The organism is Brevibacillus sp. RS1.1 (assembly GCF_013284365.1).
GTDB lineage: Bacteria > Bacillota > Bacilli > Brevibacillales > Brevibacillaceae > Brevibacillus > Brevibacillus brevis_D.
The window spans coordinates 135,082-150,550 of record NZ_JABSVA010000007.1; the positions used below are offsets into that span (position 1 = coordinate 135,082).

Annotated in this window: 15 protein-coding genes; 6 read left to right on the forward strand and 9 right to left on the reverse strand. The window is 46.8% G+C overall.

Annotated elements, in window-relative coordinates; all coding sequences use genetic code 11:
• Position 1: 1 nt before the first annotated feature.
• From HP570_RS21480 to tnpA, 5 genes are all read right to left on the reverse strand, one after another.
• Positions 2–964: a hypothetical protein gene (locus HP570_RS21480; RefSeq protein WP_173627079.1), complete on the reverse strand. Its 963-nt coding sequence runs from the start codon at positions 962–964 to the stop codon at positions 2–4.
• Between the two features lie 288 nt (positions 965–1,252).
• On the reverse strand, positions 1,253–1,729 hold the full coding sequence (locus HP570_RS21485) for a dihydrofolate reductase (RefSeq protein WP_015892627.1): 477 nt from the start codon (positions 1,727–1,729) through the stop codon (positions 1,253–1,255).
• Complete coding sequence (locus HP570_RS21490) at positions 1,726–2,520, reverse strand: thymidylate synthase (protein WP_087346046.1); 795 nt, start codon at positions 2,518–2,520, stop codon at positions 1,726–1,728. Before HP570_RS21490 ends, HP570_RS21485 begins: the two co-directional genes overlap by 4 nt.
• A gap of 171 nt (positions 2,521–2,691) precedes the next feature.
• Entirely contained in the window at positions 2,692–3,783 is a 1,092-nt protein-coding gene (tnpB, locus tag HP570_RS21495) for an IS200/IS605 family element RNA-guided endonuclease TnpB (RefSeq protein ID WP_173627080.1), read from the reverse strand.
• 2 nt (positions 3,784–3,785) lie between these two features.
• A complete protein-coding gene (gene tnpA, locus HP570_RS21500) occupies positions 3,786–4,145 on the reverse strand; it encodes an IS200/IS605 family transposase (protein ID WP_375138861.1) in 360 nt (119 codons plus the stop codon).
• A 136-nt stretch (positions 4,146–4,281) separates the two neighbouring features.
• Here tnpA and pdxR (HP570_RS21505) point away from each other — a divergent pair, with 136 nt between their 5' ends.
• Positions 4,282–5,721, forward strand: coding sequence for a MocR-like pyridoxine biosynthesis transcription factor PdxR (gene pdxR / locus HP570_RS21505; protein ID WP_173627081.1), 1,440 nt, complete (start codon positions 4,282–4,284; stop codon positions 5,719–5,721).
• A gap of 117 nt (positions 5,722–5,838) precedes the next feature.
• Positions 5,839–6,039 (forward strand): hypothetical protein, encoded by a 201-nt coding sequence (locus HP570_RS21510; protein WP_015892632.1) that lies wholly within the window; start codon positions 5,839–5,841, stop codon positions 6,037–6,039.
• Between the two features lie 116 nt (positions 6,040–6,155).
• Here HP570_RS21510 and HP570_RS21515 read toward each other — a convergent pair whose 3' ends face one another.
• Entirely contained in the window at positions 6,156–6,362 is a 207-nt protein-coding gene (locus HP570_RS21515; protein ID WP_015892633.1) for a cold-shock protein, read from the reverse strand.
• A gap of 124 nt (positions 6,363–6,486) precedes the next feature.
• Here HP570_RS21515 and HP570_RS21520 point away from each other — a divergent pair, with 124 nt between their 5' ends.
• Positions 6,487–6,945: a hypothetical protein gene (locus tag HP570_RS21520; RefSeq protein WP_173627082.1), complete on the forward strand. Its 459-nt coding sequence runs from the start codon at positions 6,487–6,489 to the stop codon at positions 6,943–6,945.
• Positions 6,946–7,131: 186 nt separating this feature from the next.
• On the forward strand, positions 7,132–8,595 hold the full coding sequence (gene putP, locus HP570_RS21525; protein ID WP_173627083.1) for a sodium/proline symporter PutP: 1,464 nt from the start codon (positions 7,132–7,134) through the stop codon (positions 8,593–8,595).
• A 128-nt stretch (positions 8,596–8,723) separates the two neighbouring features.
• On the opposite strand, the gene pdxR (HP570_RS21530) is transcribed toward putP, so the two are convergent.
• Positions 8,724–10,145, reverse strand: a complete 1,422-nt coding sequence (gene pdxR / locus HP570_RS21530; RefSeq protein ID WP_173627084.1) for a MocR-like pyridoxine biosynthesis transcription factor PdxR — start codon at positions 10,143–10,145, stop codon at positions 8,724–8,726.
• A 114-nt stretch (positions 10,146–10,259) separates the two neighbouring features.
• Here pdxR (HP570_RS21530) and HP570_RS21535 point away from each other — a divergent pair, with 114 nt between their 5' ends.
• Both HP570_RS21535 and HP570_RS21540 read left to right on the forward strand, forming a co-directional pair.
• Positions 10,260–10,829, forward strand: coding sequence for a GNAT family N-acetyltransferase (locus HP570_RS21535; protein ID WP_173627085.1), 570 nt, complete (start codon positions 10,260–10,262; stop codon positions 10,827–10,829).
• A 14-nt stretch (positions 10,830–10,843) separates the two neighbouring features.
• Positions 10,844–11,707, forward strand: coding sequence for a hypothetical protein (locus HP570_RS21540; RefSeq protein WP_173627086.1), 864 nt, complete (start codon positions 10,844–10,846; stop codon positions 11,705–11,707).
• A 107-nt stretch (positions 11,708–11,814) separates the two neighbouring features.
• Here HP570_RS21540 and HP570_RS21545 read toward each other — a convergent pair whose 3' ends face one another.
• Both HP570_RS21545 and HP570_RS21550 read right to left on the reverse strand, forming a co-directional pair.
• Positions 11,815–13,782: a dynamin family protein gene (locus HP570_RS21545; protein WP_173606338.1), complete on the reverse strand. Its 1,968-nt coding sequence runs from the start codon at positions 13,780–13,782 to the stop codon at positions 11,815–11,817.
• A 5-nt stretch (positions 13,783–13,787) separates the two neighbouring features.
• Positions 13,788–15,449 carry a dynamin family protein gene (locus HP570_RS21550; RefSeq protein ID WP_087346015.1) on the reverse strand — a complete coding sequence of 554 codons (1,662 nt, stop codon included), beginning with the start codon at positions 15,447–15,449 and terminating at the stop codon, positions 13,788–13,790.
• Positions 15,450–15,469 lie beyond the last annotated feature (20 nt).

Genomic DNA, 15,469 nt, shown 5'->3' on the forward strand with positions numbered 1-15,469 from the left:
GCTATAAAATATTATCAATCATTATTTTTCGAATCTTTGTTAACGTCCATTCTGCAGTTTGTCCAAACTTATTTACATTAGAGGATATGGCAGCGTAAACAAAATCATTTTCAGCGAGCATTATTTTCTTGATCTCTTCAATATTTTTAGTAGATAAATCAATAATTACAGGAAATTGGCTTGATACATCTATCAAAGTAATTTCATTCATTGGGAAATCAATTTCATCCACAAAATAAACTCCTTGTTTTGACACCAATTCTGTTCCTGGCTTCACTGTAATATCCAAATCAAACAATTGTGAAAGGGCGTTTCTTTGTTTCAAAGTCATATCATCAAAGTTTTTAACATGCTTATTTTCGGAATCATTCAATTCACTCATCGCTTTAAGTAATACCTCGTTGTACTTATCGAAAGTTATGTCTTCCTTAAAACCGAGAAATAGTTTTAGTATATCCTTAAAGGTATTCATTACATTTAAAGCTTCTATCTTCAAAAGTCCGTTGTCTTTATTTTTAAAATTATCATTAAAATGTAAGCAGTCATTACGAGTCTTACGGATATCATCCATAAGAGCAAAAGTCTCTCCCGAAATTAGTTGAAATTCATACATTAGCTTCAATCTCTCATGTTGTGTTTTTGATACCCATTGGGGCTTTCCACATTTATTTGCAAGAAACTTTGTAAAATCTTCGACAGATATTACTATCAAAGCAATGCAACTTGTGTAGAACCCAAACTCATAAAGAGATTCAGCTTCTTTCAATAACTTAATGAAATCGCTATTCTCCTCAATGAATAAAATCTCTTCAATTTCCCACTTTCTCTCAATAATTTCATTTACATTACAATCTAACCACAATTGTATTATGTTCCTGTAAGCTTCTTTATCTCTTTTTATGTATGCTAGTCTTTCATCATCCGGAAACAATTCATAATTGAATTTATTGAAATCAATATACACAGACTACACTCCTTTTCATCTTCCTAACCTTTTTGGGTTGTGAAGACTGTATTTTTACTATCTCATAAACTTTTGTATAGGAACATGGTGAAACTATGGCGAAATAAAAAGGCCACTATGGTCATTTTTGTCACGAACTCTCACCAATGCTATTTTCCAGAACCGAATTTTAATAAAAACATCCAAGATCGTAACATTGACGTGCCCCCGAAATAGATCGTCTTCTTCAGTTAAACTCTGCTATCTATCCAACAAAAAAATGCCTCAGCATCGAGGCATTTTTGTTTATCAGCTATTTTTCCGCTCATACACGTAAAACGCATGCGGATGAACGTTCTTCTCATCCACGATACCCTCACGCTTGTCCACCAAGGTGTAAGCATCGCGATCCCATGCCGGGAAAAACGTATCGCCCTCTGTTTCCAAATCGATCTCTGTAATGTACAGACGATCAACGACATCGAGGAACTGGCGATAAATTTCCGAGCCGCCAAAGATGATGACATCACCCATGGCGAGCACCTCTTCCTTCGTATGAACGACATCTACACCTTCAGGGTGAAAGTCCTGACTGCGTGTCAGAACGACATTTCTGCGGTTAGGCAGCGGCTTGCCGATCGATTCGAACGTTTTGCGTCCCATTACAATCGTTTTTCCTGTCGTTAATTCCTTCACATTTTTCAAGTCGGCAGGAAGGTGCCACGGCATGTCGCCATCTTTTCCGATGACTTGGTTGCGGGCATAGGCAACAATCAGGCTGATCATACGGCCACCTCGCCTTTGATGTGCGGGTGGGATTCGTAGCCAACGATTTCTATATCTTCGTATTTGAAGTCAAAAATCGAAGTCACATCTGGATTGAGCACGAGCTTTGGCAGTGGTTTCGGCTCGCGAGTGAGCTGTAGCTTGACCTGCTCGATATGGTTGAGATACAAATGAGCGTCCCCGATCGTATGAACAAAATCGCCCACTTCAAGCCCTGTGACATGCGCCACCATATGCGTCAGCAACGCGTAGGAAGCGATATTAAACGGCACACCCAAAAACGTGTCGCCACTGCGTTGATACAGCTGGCAGGACAGCTTGCCATTCGCTACGTAAAACTGGAACAGCAGGTGACAAGGCGGCAATGCCATCTTGTCCAATTCAGCCGGATTCCACGCGCTAACAATCAAGCGGCGGGAGTCCGGATTGCGTTTGATCTCATCAATGACCCATTGAATCTGGTCCACTGTTTTGCCGTCTCGTCCAGTAAAGGAACGCCATTGGCTTCCGTATACCGGGCCTAAATCTCCGTTTTCATCGGCCCATTCGTTCCAGATCCGTACCCCATTTTCCTGCAAGTAGCGGACATTGGTATCGCCTGATAAAAACCAGAGCAATTCGTGGATGATCGATTTCATATGCAGCTTTTTCGTCGTGACCATGGGAAAGCCTTCACTCAGGTCAAAACGCATCTGATGCCCAAAAACACTGGTCGTTCCGGTGCCTGTCCGATCCTCTTTTGTGACACCCTCATCCAAAATGCGCTGGCACAAATCCAGGTATTGTTTCATCGTCCATCTCTCCTTCCATCTCATCTATTTTACCTGACCCAGACGAAAAGGAAAGATCGGAATGTCATGATTTGACACTCCCCATGCCTAAAGGCGGGGGATTCTTGGGTAGTCACTCCTAACGGAGTGAATATTACCAAGCTATCCCTGTGTGTCCCACAGTTTAGTTGACTACGCCAACAATCGAAGTCCTTCTTGCTCAATATTGATCGCAGCGTTTTGGTCACGATCATGTTGTACGCCACAGTGCGGGCATATCCAACTGCGCAAGTTGAGACTTTTCACTTCTTTGTTGCGGTATCCACAGTTTGGAGTTGAGCAGAGCTGGCTTGAAGGAAATTGTTTTCCCACAATGGAGACCTTTCTTCCATACCATTCTGCCTTATACTCCAGCATCGCACGAAACATCGACCACGAAGCATCTGCAATGGATTTGGCTAACTTGTGATTTTTGACCATATTTTCCACTTGCAAGTCCTCCAAACAGATTACTTGGCTTTCGTTAATCAGCTTGGTTGACAGCTTATGTAGGAAATCGTTACGGGTATTTGCAATTTTTTCGTGGAGTCGAGCTACTTTGGTACGCGCCTTGTTCCGGTTGTTGCTGCCTTTTTGTCTACGAGATTGAATCCGTTGCCACTTCACCAGTTGCTTTTCATACTTGCGATAGTATTTGGGATTTGCTACCCTCTCACCAGTAGAGAGAATGGCGAAATCCTTGATTCCAAGGTCAATCCCAACTGTTCGTTCTACTTTTGGGAGTAATTTACTCTCCGTTTCACACAATACGGATACCAAGTATTTACCTGAAGGATTGCATCTAATCGTAGCCGATAGGATTCGCCCTTCCACTTCTCTGGATTTAGCAAACGATACCCATCCCAACTTAGGCAGTTTGATGCGATTCCTTTCTATTTTGATGTTCATCTTGCATGTATAGGATTGCTTTGGGTTCTTCTTGCTCTTGAATTTGGGATAGCCTTTTTTCTCTTTGAAAAACTTTTTGTAGGAGGAATCCAAATCTTTTAAGGTTGATTGCAGGGCAGTGGAGTCCACTTCTTTCAACCATTTGATTTCTTTTTTAAGTTGCGTGAGCAAAGCAGAGCAGTCGTTGTAATTCAGCGTTTTGTTTTCTTGTTCGTAAGCATCTTTTCGCTTCGCAAGAAAGTGATTGAATACAAAGCGAGTACATCCGATTGTCTTGTTGATGAGTGTTGTTTGTTCTTTGTTTGGATACAATCGGAATTTGTAGGCTCTATGCAAGTTCAATCATTCCTTTCTTTTTGAGACTCAATGTAGTTCTGAATCACATCGAGTTGCACCGTGCCAACCGTTGCTACAAAGTAGGAGTTTGTCCATAGCGAGGGAAGTCTACTTTTGAGAGAATGTTTTACGACTCGGTGGATTCCGAAATGCGGATCGCATTTAATGAGCAAATGAACATGATCAGGCATGATTTCCATTTCAACAACTTCACGTAGTTCCACTGCCTTTTCAAGAAACAACTCTTTTAATCGAATGTCTACTGGCTCTTTCAAAACCTTTTTACGATACTTCGGACAGAAAACAACGTGATATTTACAGTCAAATACGACATTGTGGTTACTTTCCACTGATCTACTCAAAACCATCACCCATGGTTAATTATACCACTTCCTTAGCACCCCCTACAGAGGATGCAGAGCAAAGTACCTTATATCCCCATAGCTAAAGCAAGGGGTTTTACGGCACGAGTAATAAATATAGAAAGCGGGATTCGTGATGGATGGCAAATCTTCTGTTCCTACAAAGCCTTTATATAAACAAATAGCAGAGCAAATCGAGCAAAGAATCAGCAGTGGTGAATTCGGTCCTGGCAGCTATTTGCCCTCGGAGCGCACACTGGCCAAAGAACTGAACGTCAACCGCTCGACCGTCGTCGCTGCGTACGATGAGCTGCAAGCAGCAGGTATGATCGAGCGCATACAAGGAAGTGGCACCATCGTCAGCCAAGATATTTGGGGACTGGCACGGACCCGCGTTCCGAACTGGCGTCATTTGACGGAATCAGGTTCGTTTCGTCCGAATTTACCGCTGATTCGCAAAATCCGTCGTGAAACACAGGAAAATGACTTGATCGATTTGGCGAGTGGTGAGCTCTCGACCGATCTCGTCCCCAATCAAACGCTCCAGCAGCTCATGACCCCCGATGACTTCCCGGCTCACCTCGGCTATGAGCACCCGCAGGGCAATTGGGCTTTGCGAGAAACATTGAGTCTCCATATGAAAACATGGCGAAGCATCGAAGCACCTGCTACCTCGATCATGATTACGTCAGGCGCGCAGCAAGCCCTTCATCTCGTCGTTCAATGCTTGTTAAAACCAGGGGATGCGGTTGCCATTGAGGAGCCGTCTTATTGTTATTCCTTGCCGCTTTTTCATTCTGCTGGCTTGCGTACGTTTTCGCTGCCTGTCGACCGGGATGGAATCGACCCGAAGCACTTGGCCCAGCTCCACCGCCAGCACCGCATCAAAATGGTTTTTCTCAATCCGAATTATCAAAACCCGACAGGGACGCTACTTTCATTGGAGCGGCGCCAGGAATTGCTCGGGTTCTCCTATGAAAAAGGGATTCCGATCATCGAGGATGATCCATACAGCCTGACCAGTTTTTCGAGAGAGCCCGTCCCAACCTTAAAATCACTGGATCAACACGGAACCGTACTCTATATCAGCTCCTTGACCAAAATCGTAGCCTCAGGTCTGCGAATCGCCTGGATCGTCGGGCCCCCTACCGTCATGGAAAGATTGGCAGATGCGAAACAACAGTTTGATTTTGGGCACAGCATTTTTCCGCAATGGCTGGCGAATCGCTTTCTCGGATCGCCTCAGTTTGCGAGTCACATCGATCTTTTGCGAACAGAGCTATCCTTGCGGCACGATCAGCTTGTCTCCTCGCTCCAAGACAAGTTCGGTGATCAAGTAGAAATGGTCGGGTCAGAGGGAGGCATTCACCTGTGGTGTAAATTTAAAGGGGAATGGAGCGGCGAACATTTTCTCACAGAATCAGTCAAACGGGGAGTAGTTTTCGTTCCGGGACATCTGTTCGGCGCAGAACAAGGGTATGTCCGCTTCACCTTTGGCAGAGCTACCCTGGTTCAGATCACGGAGGCGGTCTCACGCTTAGCAGATGCATTCACAGCAAGTGGATGGTCAAAATAATCCCCAAGTGGATGGCAACATTTTTGTGCGGTCGGTATATGATCGAAGTAAGCTACCGTATGCATCCTCGTGTATATCCGGCAGGATGACTGGGCCATACAGAAAGGACTGGCTGTTATGAGTATTTTGCCTTTCATTATTGCTATTATTGTACTTGTTCTCATAGGTCTCGTCGTTACCATAAAAATCGGTATGAACCCATCCGAATCCAAAGTGCGGGACTTTAAACAACGCTCCCGCAATCTGTTGATCATTTATGGCATGATTACCATCGCCTTGGTGATTGCATTGTCAGTCTTTCTCTACAACAACCTTTGATCCATCCCGAACGATACGTGACATAAATAAGACGCCGTCTGCCTTGTACAGGTATGACGGCGTTTTTGAATCGAAGGAGGTCCTTCGTCATGTGTTTTTAGAAGATGATACCTCTTTTACACGACTTTCCTCGCCACATTGGCGGCTTGCAGCCCACGCTGTCCATTCACGATTTCAAAAACCACCTGCTCGCCTTCCTCCAAGTTCCGGTAACCTGCCCCCGTGATCGCAGAGTAGTGTACGAATACATCAGGTCCTCCATCACGCTCAATAAACCCATAGCCCTTTTCTTTGCTGAACCATTTTACTTTCCCTTGAATCATTGTGTTTCCTCCCTGTAATCAGTGCAGCTCTTACGCTTACCCCATCATATGCGGATGCGAAGTCAGTGGATATACGGTAAAATAAATAAAGTATGAATCGTCACGCCAGAAAGGAGTGAATCACATGAAAAAAGTATGGATGATCGCATGCGCGTTGCTGCTCACTGCCTGCTCCGATCTATCAGAAGGGGTCCAAACCGCCCAGCAAGCAGTAGAAACAGGTCAACAAGCGATTGAGACAGGAAAACAGGCTGTCGAAGCGGGCAAGCAACTGGCTGAGTCTGAAGTCGCCAAACAGCTGCAAACATACCTCCAGCAAAAATACGAATCCTCTGAGGCATTGCGTAATGCCATGTTCACTGGAGATGGTCAGTTGCTCGTGAATGAATTGCAAAAAACCGAGCTTGCGAACTTCAGCTTTTATAAATCTGACATGTTTGGTGTTGAATATACAGGCACACTCTCTGCCGATGGTACTTTCAAAGTGCTCAAGCATGATTTGAACAACCAAGGTGCGGAGCCTACTGTCGTAAAGGAATTCAAAGTAACACTCGACGGAAACGGTCAGGTTCAAGTTCAGTAATTAGGAAAATATTTCAAGAAAAGCCTGCGATCCATCATCGCGGGCTTTTTCGTGTTATTAAAAAACTTTTTATTGGGTTTCTACAAAATTTTCTGTGTTTCCTTATAGATTTTTATAATTGGGCATGATAATGTGTAAGATGTTCATATAATTTTCACAAATACTAAACACAACGAGGTGATGCCAATGAATATGCTACTCGCATCTATTATTGTGTACATGGCAGGTATGCTCCTGATCGGCTATTATGCCTACAAACGTACCTCCAATCTGACAGACTACATGCTCGGCGGTCGGTCGCTCGGTCCAACTGTAACCGCTCTCAGCGCGGGTGCATCCGACATGAGTGGCTGGTTGATGATGGGCTTGCCTGGCGCCATGTTTGCCCAAGGTCTTAGCGCATCCTGGATTGCCATCGGTCTGACTCTCGGGGCTTATGCCAACTGGCTGTATGTCGCTCCCCGTCTACGTTCGTATACAGAGGTTGCCAACAACTCGATTACGATTCCTGCTTTTTTGGAAAATCGTTTCGGGGACGGGTCTCGGATGCTTCGTCTTGTCTCAGCCCTTGTTATTATGATCTTTTTTACCTTTTACGTCTCATCCGGTCTCGTCTCTGGAGGCGTGTTGTTTGAAAACACCTTCCACCTGAGCTATCAAACGGGGCTATGGATTGTTGGATTGGTCACCATTGCCTACACATTATTTGGCGGCTTCCTCGCTGTAAGCTGGACGGACGCTGTACAAGGACTCATCATGGTCATTGCGCTCATTCTCGTTCCGCTTGTGACCGTTCTTACAGCAGGCGGATTGGGAGAAACATTTACCGAGATTCACGCTGTCGATCCCTCTTTGCTCGATATTTTTAAAGGGACGAGCCTGCTCGGCATCATTTCTTTGTTTGCATGGGGTCTCGGCTATTTCGGACAACCGCACATTATCGTTCGCTTTATGGCAATCACGTCGACGAGTGAGATCAAAAAAGCGCGCAGCATCGGTATGGGCTGGATGATTTTCTCCGTCGCTGGCGCCATGCTGACAGGTCTGGTCGGTATTGCCCTATACTCCAAGCAAGGCTGGACGTTGAACGATCCTGAGACGATCTTTATCCAGCTCGGTACGATCCTGTTCCATCCACTCATTACCGGCTTTTTGCTGGCGGCGATTTTGGCGGCGATCATGAGTACGATTTCCTCTCAGCTGCTCGTCACCTCCAGCTCCTTGACCGAGGATATTTACAAAACCTTTTTCAAGCGTTCTGCAACCGACAAAGAGTTGGTCACGATTGGCCGCTTGTCCGTCTTGCTTGTATCTGTCGTCGCCTTTTTGCTCGCCTTGAATAAAAATGACACGATCCTCGATCTCGTTGGATATGCGTGGGCCGGATTCGGCGCTTCGTTTGGGCCTGTCATTCTGCTCTCCCTCTATTGGAAGCGCATGAATAAATGGGGCGCTCTCGCCGGTATGGTCGCTGGCGCACTTACCGTTATCATCTGGACTCGTTTTGATGTGCTGAAGGACTTCCTCTACGAGATGGTTCCCGGCTTTGCCATTAGTCTGCTCGCCATCGTGGTTGTCAGCCATTTGACCAGCAAGCCTTCGAATGAGGTCAGCGCTCAGTTTGATGAGTACCAAAAAAGCATGAAATAATCCTTGCCGAAAAAAGCCAAGCAGCCTATGCGCTGGACAATTGCCCTGTCCCACGCCATAGGCTGCTTTTTTCTGTTGAAACTATTTGGGACCCTCATCGGAACGAGAAGATCCGGCAAAAGCGCCAATCATAAAGAAAACCAAGCTTCTGCTAGACGACTGATTCCTTCTGCAATATCTTGTTCCTCCACTCCACCAAATCCAACGATGATTCGCGGACGTACATTCGTCGGATCATTGGCCCAGTTATGGCCGCTCGGATAAACGCGAACATCGGACGCACGTGCTAGCTCGATCAGCTCCTTTTCCGTTCGGGAAGTATCTACCTCTAGCAAAATATGCAGCCCCGCTGACTGTCCCAAAACTCGTACTTCCCGAGGCATGTAGGTCTGTATCGACCGAAGCAATGCATCGTGCTTGCGGTGATAGACGGTGCGCATTTTTCGGACATGCTTTTCCCAGTAGCCCTTTTGCATGAACAACTGCATACTCCGCTGCAAATGGCGGGAAACCGGAGAAGGATACGCCTGGAATGCTTCCAAATATCGCCCGAGCAATTGCCGCGGAAGTACCGTGTAATCCAAGCGAAGTGCTGGAGAAAATGCTTTGGAAAAATTCCCGATATAAACCACACACCCGTCCCGATCCATCCCTTGCAAGGAGGGCGTAGGGTGTACATTGTAGCGGAATTCGCCATCGTAATCATTTTCGATGATGATTCCGTTCCTTTTCTTTGCCCATTGCAACAATTGCTGGCGCTGACCGACTGGCATGACCATCCCATACGGAAATTGATGGGCAGGCGTCGTGTACACGACAGTTGCCTTGCTTTTTTCCAAGGCTTCAATGGACAGCCCGTCTTCCGCTAAAGGGATAGGCACGACCTTATAGCCGTGCTGGGAAAAGACGATTCGTGCATCTGCATAGCCAGGCTCCTCGATCGCAACCACACGATGTCGATCTGCCAAGAGCAGACATAAAAAGCTGAGAGCCTGCTGTAATCCGGTGCCGATGATGATTTGCTCAGGTCTACAAATGAGCGTGCGCGCTCTGCGCAAATATTTACTGAGCTCTTCTCGGAGCTCCCACTCTCCTTGATCATCCCCGTAAAAAGAAAAGTCCTCCGGATAGACATCCAGCGCTTCCAGCATACAAGAGCGCCATGCAGCGTAAGGAAACGACTTCGTATCGATGACAGAACCGTGAAAATTGTAGCGACAGGTGAGATGCTCCCCTTTTTTCTTTTTCAAGAGAGATGAGTACAAGGCAATCTCCTCATCCTGCTCCACTGGCTCTGACCATCTCTCGATCTCGGCAGCATAAAAGCCACTTCGCTCCCGGCTCACGATGTAGCCTTCTGCCAGTAGTTGCTGATAGGCAGCCTCAATCGTATTTTTTCCGACGCCGCTTGCTTTCATCAACTGACGGATCGACGGCATCTTGGTTCCGGACGGTATCTCTCCTGATGCAATCCGTTTGCTCAATTGCTTGTATAGCTGCTGATACAGAGGTTCCTTGCTCTGTGCATCCATGACCGGCATGTACTCCATCAGCTGCCCTCCATTCTGTTCCTATCTAACTCTTCCAAACTGTCACTATGTATAGGAGCAGTTTTCTTTTACAATGATTGTACCAGATTCACCCAAACGAAAGGAGAACAAGTCATGCGTATTCATTTGCAAGGAGAAAAGGTCGTTCTACGAGATATTCGAGCAGAAGATTTGGATACGATTTACTATTGGAAATACGAAGCAGAGGATCGGGAACATCTCGATTGGAATGGCCCCTATAAACCGCTTGATCCGTACACAAAAGAAGAGTATCGTGCCCTCCCACGCTACCAGGAGTCTCTCGCTCTTGTCGGGACAGATGCACCAAGAACCGAGCTGATCATTGAGATTGACGGCGAGCTAAAAGGCAGTGTCGGTCGCTACTGGATATCTGAGGAGACGAACTGGTGCGAAATCGGAATCGTCATTTACGACTCCCGCTACTGGCAGAATGGTTATGGTCGGGAAGCGTTTCGGATGTGGATCGACTACTTGTTTACCCACATGGATACGGTCCGTTTAGGCATTGGCACGTGGTCCGGCAACGAACGGATGATCAAGCTGGCTGCTCACATGGGAATGGTGGAAGAAGCGCGGGTACGCAAAGCAAGGATTGTTCGCGGTGAATATTACGATGCGATTAAGATGGGGATATTACGCGAGGAATGGGAGAATCGGGAATAAAAAAAGGAGGAACCATGAGGCTGGACATATGTAAACTCGACGAAGTGATCGTCATTGGGGTCCCAGAGGATTTGGATTTTGATTCTCACGACGATGATTACGCACAATTTTACAATCCTCGGCTCACTGAGATCCAGCATGTACTTGAGCCAGAAAAAATATTTGAGGTGTGGGATTCAGATGGCACGATCATCGGGAAAAGAGTCAGCCATATTGAACACATTCCAGATGGGTGCTTTGTGAAAACAATACCAGCAGGAGAATTTGCAAAGCTTCATAAAAGTCAATTGCAGTACTCACTAGATATGTTTGCTCGGACAAATTATCTCGAAGAAATGAGCTATGGATTCTCTACCAAAGTGACGAAAAAATATGGCGATAAACAAGAATTTTCCTATCGGCCGGTTCAGTATCGTCCTGATGTCGTGAATACACGTACGATTCCATCTTTAGAGAAAGAACGTTCTAAGTCGTTAAAAGAACGCTATGTTTCCATCTTTTTTGATACGGAAAGCTGTAGCTTTCGTCGATTTTTATATAAGCGATATGTTTCACAGGACAGAGGTTGTCTCTGGGAATTAGCGAGGTTCAAAAACAATGATAAGGGTATCGTCAGAGAAGGTCTTTCAAAAAATGAAGCTGCAACATTTTTACTCCAAAAAGGCGAGGTTCTCGTATTTTGGGAAGGGTACAGTACGTTTGGTAAAGAGATGATTCGTGACAAAGTAATGAAGATGGACGCAAAGCATCTGCTAGAAAACTACACGCGATTCACCTCTGACATGTACATTTTTGATGAGTCATTGACGTGGACAGTTATTTTTCAGCACGAACGAGATGAAGATGGATTCAAGCATATTTTGCTACGGGTAGAGTGATGAATGGGCTGACTCTCTATGCACTCCCCACACTTTTACCGAAAAAAGGGCAGTCCCTGGTCTGAACAAGACATAGGGACTGCCCTTTATTACTTTTAGAAAATTAATTACTCCAACTCAGCCGCTACACGACTCACTTTTGCAGCCAGCTCGTCGAGATCGACGTTCATCTCAAGAGCCGCAAACAGACCTGTGAAGTACTCGTTGATCTGATCGATGACGCGATTGCGCTCACTTGCCACCAGCTCTTGGAACAGCGTAGAAAACTGCTCATCCAATTGCTTGTTTCCGATTTCTACGTACGCGCTCACTGGTTCTTGCATGCGCTTCTCAAGCTCGTCACGCATTTTTGCTTTGCCATCCTGCTCGAAAAAGTCTTTCGTGTTTTTGAACAAGGAAACCGCTGAAGCAAATGCTGATTCGGCTACTGGCAGCTCGTTCGCAAAGGACAGTGTTTCTACCTGTCTCTGCTGATACGGTGCCAAGGTCAAACCTGCTGCGTAGCCTTGTACATCCTGTTGCCATGCCGCAACAAGTGTTGTCCCCTGCTTGTTCGTGAATTTCTCCAAGCGAAGGGTAGTGGCACGCAGCTCCTGGGCCAAGTCGTAGCTGATCGAACGCAGAAGATCAGTCAAGCATCCTTGCAGTGCTTGCTTCATGTTGCGTCCATCGTCCTTGATGACAGCCGGGTTAAATGCGAGATTAAACAGCTCATTAAAACGGAAGAACAAGCGCTGGCGAACGTAGTAGAGCAGCTCCTCGCGCTCTTTTGCCAAGTCGCGTTCGAACGAAGCGGTAGACAGCGCTTCAACAGCTGACAGAGCCTGTGTCTTGGCGTTGCTTGCTGCTTCTTTGCGCAACAGACGCTCGTCTTCCCCGGACTGTGCCATACGCATGAATTCTGTCAAGGTATCATGAGCGCGACGGATTTCACCGATTGCAGCATTCACAGCAATTTGCGTCAGCTCTTCAATCGTAAAGCGGAGGAACTCTGCTTCAAACGACGCCATTCCCGAAAACTTGAATGCTTCATCTGCTGGCATTAACGACTCGCCTTCAGCCGTATTCGTGCGCTGGCGGTATACTTTCTCCGCAGAAGCTGCCAGCTTGCCTTTTTCATGCATCCGTGCCAACAGAGCAGTCTGGCTCGATACCGGATAAATACGTGGGAGGCGAATTCCGCACGAGAGGAGGTTTTTCTCCACGTGGGTAATCACACCCTGCAATTCCTCATCGTTTGCTGCGAGGTCACAAGCATTGACGATAAAGAACATTTTGTCCATTTCAAACGTATCCTTGACCCGTCCCATTTGTAGCAAAAACTCGCGGTCAGCCTGTGAAAAGGCGTGGTTGTAATAGGTTACAAACAACACAGCATCCGCGTTTTTCATGTATTCAAACGCCACACCTGTGTGACGCGCATTGATGGAATCTGCACCAGGCGTATCAACGAGAACGATGCCCTGGTCTGTCAGCGGGCAGGAATAGAACAGCTCGATGTATTCCGCAAAACAAGCTTTTTCTTCCTTGGCTACAAAGCCTTTGAATGCCTGCATATCCACAAGCAGTTCTCCACCCAGATGAGCAGCCATTTCTGGCAAACCTTTTGTTACAGCTTTCAAAAAGGTGTAGTGAGGTTTTGCCGTAGGCGGGATTTGGGCTACGTCGATCTTGCCCAGCTCAGCTAATGCGCCATCCAGATCAGAGGCAACCAGTCCAAACACAGCGAGTGAACGGATAACATCCTGCTCAATTGCTTCGCGCTCCTTCAAGACGACACGCACAGTTCCATGCGGATGCTCATCCGTAGGCGGCATAATTTTGTTGATCGCTGCTGTCGTCGGATTCGGCGATACAGGCAACACGAGATCGCCCATCAAGGCGTTGGCAAATGAGGATTTTCCTGCGCTAAAAGCGCCAAACAGTGCAACGGTAAAACGATTGGCGGTTAGTCGATCTGCTCGATCCAGCATCGCCTGTGCCTGCGCTTGCATCCCTGGTACGGAAACGACTTCTTCACTTGCGCGTCGCAGACGCTCTGCTGCCGCAATTAGTTTGTCTCGTAGTTGATTCATGCTACTTATTCTCCTCCACGCATAATCGCCAACAGACGACCCTTGGTTTCTTCTTCTCTCGCTGCCAGTCCCGCCAGCTTTTGATGCAGCGCTGCCAATTCACGCAATGCGCCAAGACGCTCGCCTTGAGCTGCACTTTCTACGCGCACTTTCTCCTTTATCATCTCAACCACTTGTGCAATGAAGGAGAGACCCACTCGTCTGTACTCCAGCTTCATCCCGCTGGAAATATCCGCACAGTAGTTCAGGACGTACTCACTCGAAGCAGCACCCTCTTTGATGTGCTTGCTCAGGAACTCACCTGTAATCTCGATCTTGGTCGCGTGCACGCTAGCGTGATATTCTTCGTTCCGCAAATCAAACACTTGCGGCTGCTTGCCAAGCCATTCTTTGAAATGGAAGTCGAGATTTCCCGCCACTTTTTCGCGGAACTCGACGAGAAGCGCTTCTTCGCGGCGTTCGCGCTCTTCTTCTGTCTTCTTGCCTGCAAACAATAACCCCACCTTGAAGCCCGGTTTACGACTCTCCAAGTAGCTTCGTGCTGCTTCGTTCGTACTGAAATACGTCAAACGAGCATTGTCCAAAAGTACACTCAGCTCTTTTTCCATCTGCACTCGGGCATCCTCAGCACGCTGCTCTAGAGCCGCCGCTGTTGCTTCCTCCTGCTCAAGCGCTTCCTGCACAGCCGCTGCATTACGACTATCGATGCCTTCTACTTCCAGACCATCCAGCTGGGCTTCCCACTGCTGGCGTTGATCTGCCTGGCTTGTTCTTACTACTTGGATGTGTTCATCGATCAAATGCTCGGCAGCACTGCGAACGCTCGTGCCAACCAGCTTTTCACGATCAGCGATCAATTGCGAAAGCATGCCCTTAAATTCTTCATACATGTTCTCAGAATGATCTGGTTCCGCGAGCGACGTGTAAAAAATACCATCCGGATGAATGTTCCAGGTCGCGAATGCCTCCTCGACACTTTCCTTATAGCTATCGAAATCTAATTCAAAATCAATATGCTTATCAATCATGTTCACAACCAGATAAACTGGCTTGCCACGGTCCTTCAACGTCTTCGTAAAGTTGAAGTTCTCTTCGGCTTGAACATGGTTATAATCCATCATATAAATGACGACGTCAGCCAAATGCAGAGCAGATTCTGTAGCGATTTTGTGTGCAGCATCTGTTGAATCAATGCCCGGTGTATCGAGCAAGCTGGCGTATTCGTCAAGGAATGTTCCCGGATAAGAGACCTCTACGGATTCAACCGTATCTCCGTCAACAGCAAACTGCTTGAGCTTCTCCATCTCCGTATCTGGATCAAATGTAAGGACTCCGCTGTTCATGGTGAAGACGCGAGCCGCTTTTTCTCCGCCACGAATCTTCACGACATTCGCACTTGTCGGAATCGGATTGGAAGGCAACAAATTAACACCCAGAAGCGTGTTAATCATCGTTGATTTTCCTGCGGAAAAATGTCCGCAAAACGCAATATTCAGCTCAGCGTTCTTTGTTTTCGCGGCCAGTTGAATGAGCTTGAGGGGCGTGTTTTCGTCTCCCTGCGACTTCATTACTTCTGCGAGTTCTTCCCATGTATGTGCCAGTCGGGAAAAGTCCGTTTCCCGGATCAATACTTGACTGTCAAGCACTTCTATTCCACCCTTCTCCATCGTTCCTACTCTCTCTACTA

Coding starts and splice junctions, on each gene's coding strand:
- HP570_RS21515 (WP_015892633.1), bottom strand. CDS start 6,362: ATGATTCAAGGGAAAGTAAAATGGTTCAGCAAAGAAAAGGGCTATGGG.
- HP570_RS21550 (WP_087346015.1), bottom strand. CDS start 15,449: ATGGAGAAGGGTGGAATAGAAGTGCTTGACAGTCAAGTATTGATCCGG.
- HP570_RS21510 (WP_015892632.1), top strand. CDS start 5,839: ATGAGTATTTTGCCTTTCATTATTGCTATTATTGTACTTGTTCTCATA.
- HP570_RS21535 (WP_173627085.1), top strand. CDS start 10,260: ATGCGTATTCATTTGCAAGGAGAAAAGGTCGTTCTACGAGATATTCGA.
- HP570_RS21540 (WP_173627086.1), top strand. CDS start 10,844: ATGAGGCTGGACATATGTAAACTCGACGAAGTGATCGTCATTGGGGTC.
- HP570_RS21520 (WP_173627082.1), top strand. CDS start 6,487: ATGAAAAAAGTATGGATGATCGCATGCGCGTTGCTGCTCACTGCCTGC.
- HP570_RS21490 (WP_087346046.1), bottom strand. CDS start 2,520: ATGAAACAATACCTGGATTTGTGCCAGCGCATTTTGGATGAGGGTGTC.
- putP (WP_173627083.1), top strand. CDS start 7,132: ATGAATATGCTACTCGCATCTATTATTGTGTACATGGCAGGTATGCTC.
- HP570_RS21545 (WP_173606338.1), bottom strand. CDS start 13,782: ATGAATCAACTACGAGACAAACTAATTGCGGCAGCAGAGCGTCTGCGA.
- HP570_RS21485 (WP_015892627.1), bottom strand. CDS start 1,729: ATGATCAGCCTGATTGTTGCCTATGCCCGCAACCAAGTCATCGGAAAA.
- pdxR (WP_173627084.1), bottom strand. CDS start 10,145: ATGGAGTACATGCCGGTCATGGATGCACAGAGCAAGGAACCTCTGTAT.
- pdxR (WP_173627081.1), top strand. CDS start 4,282: ATGGATGGCAAATCTTCTGTTCCTACAAAGCCTTTATATAAACAAATA.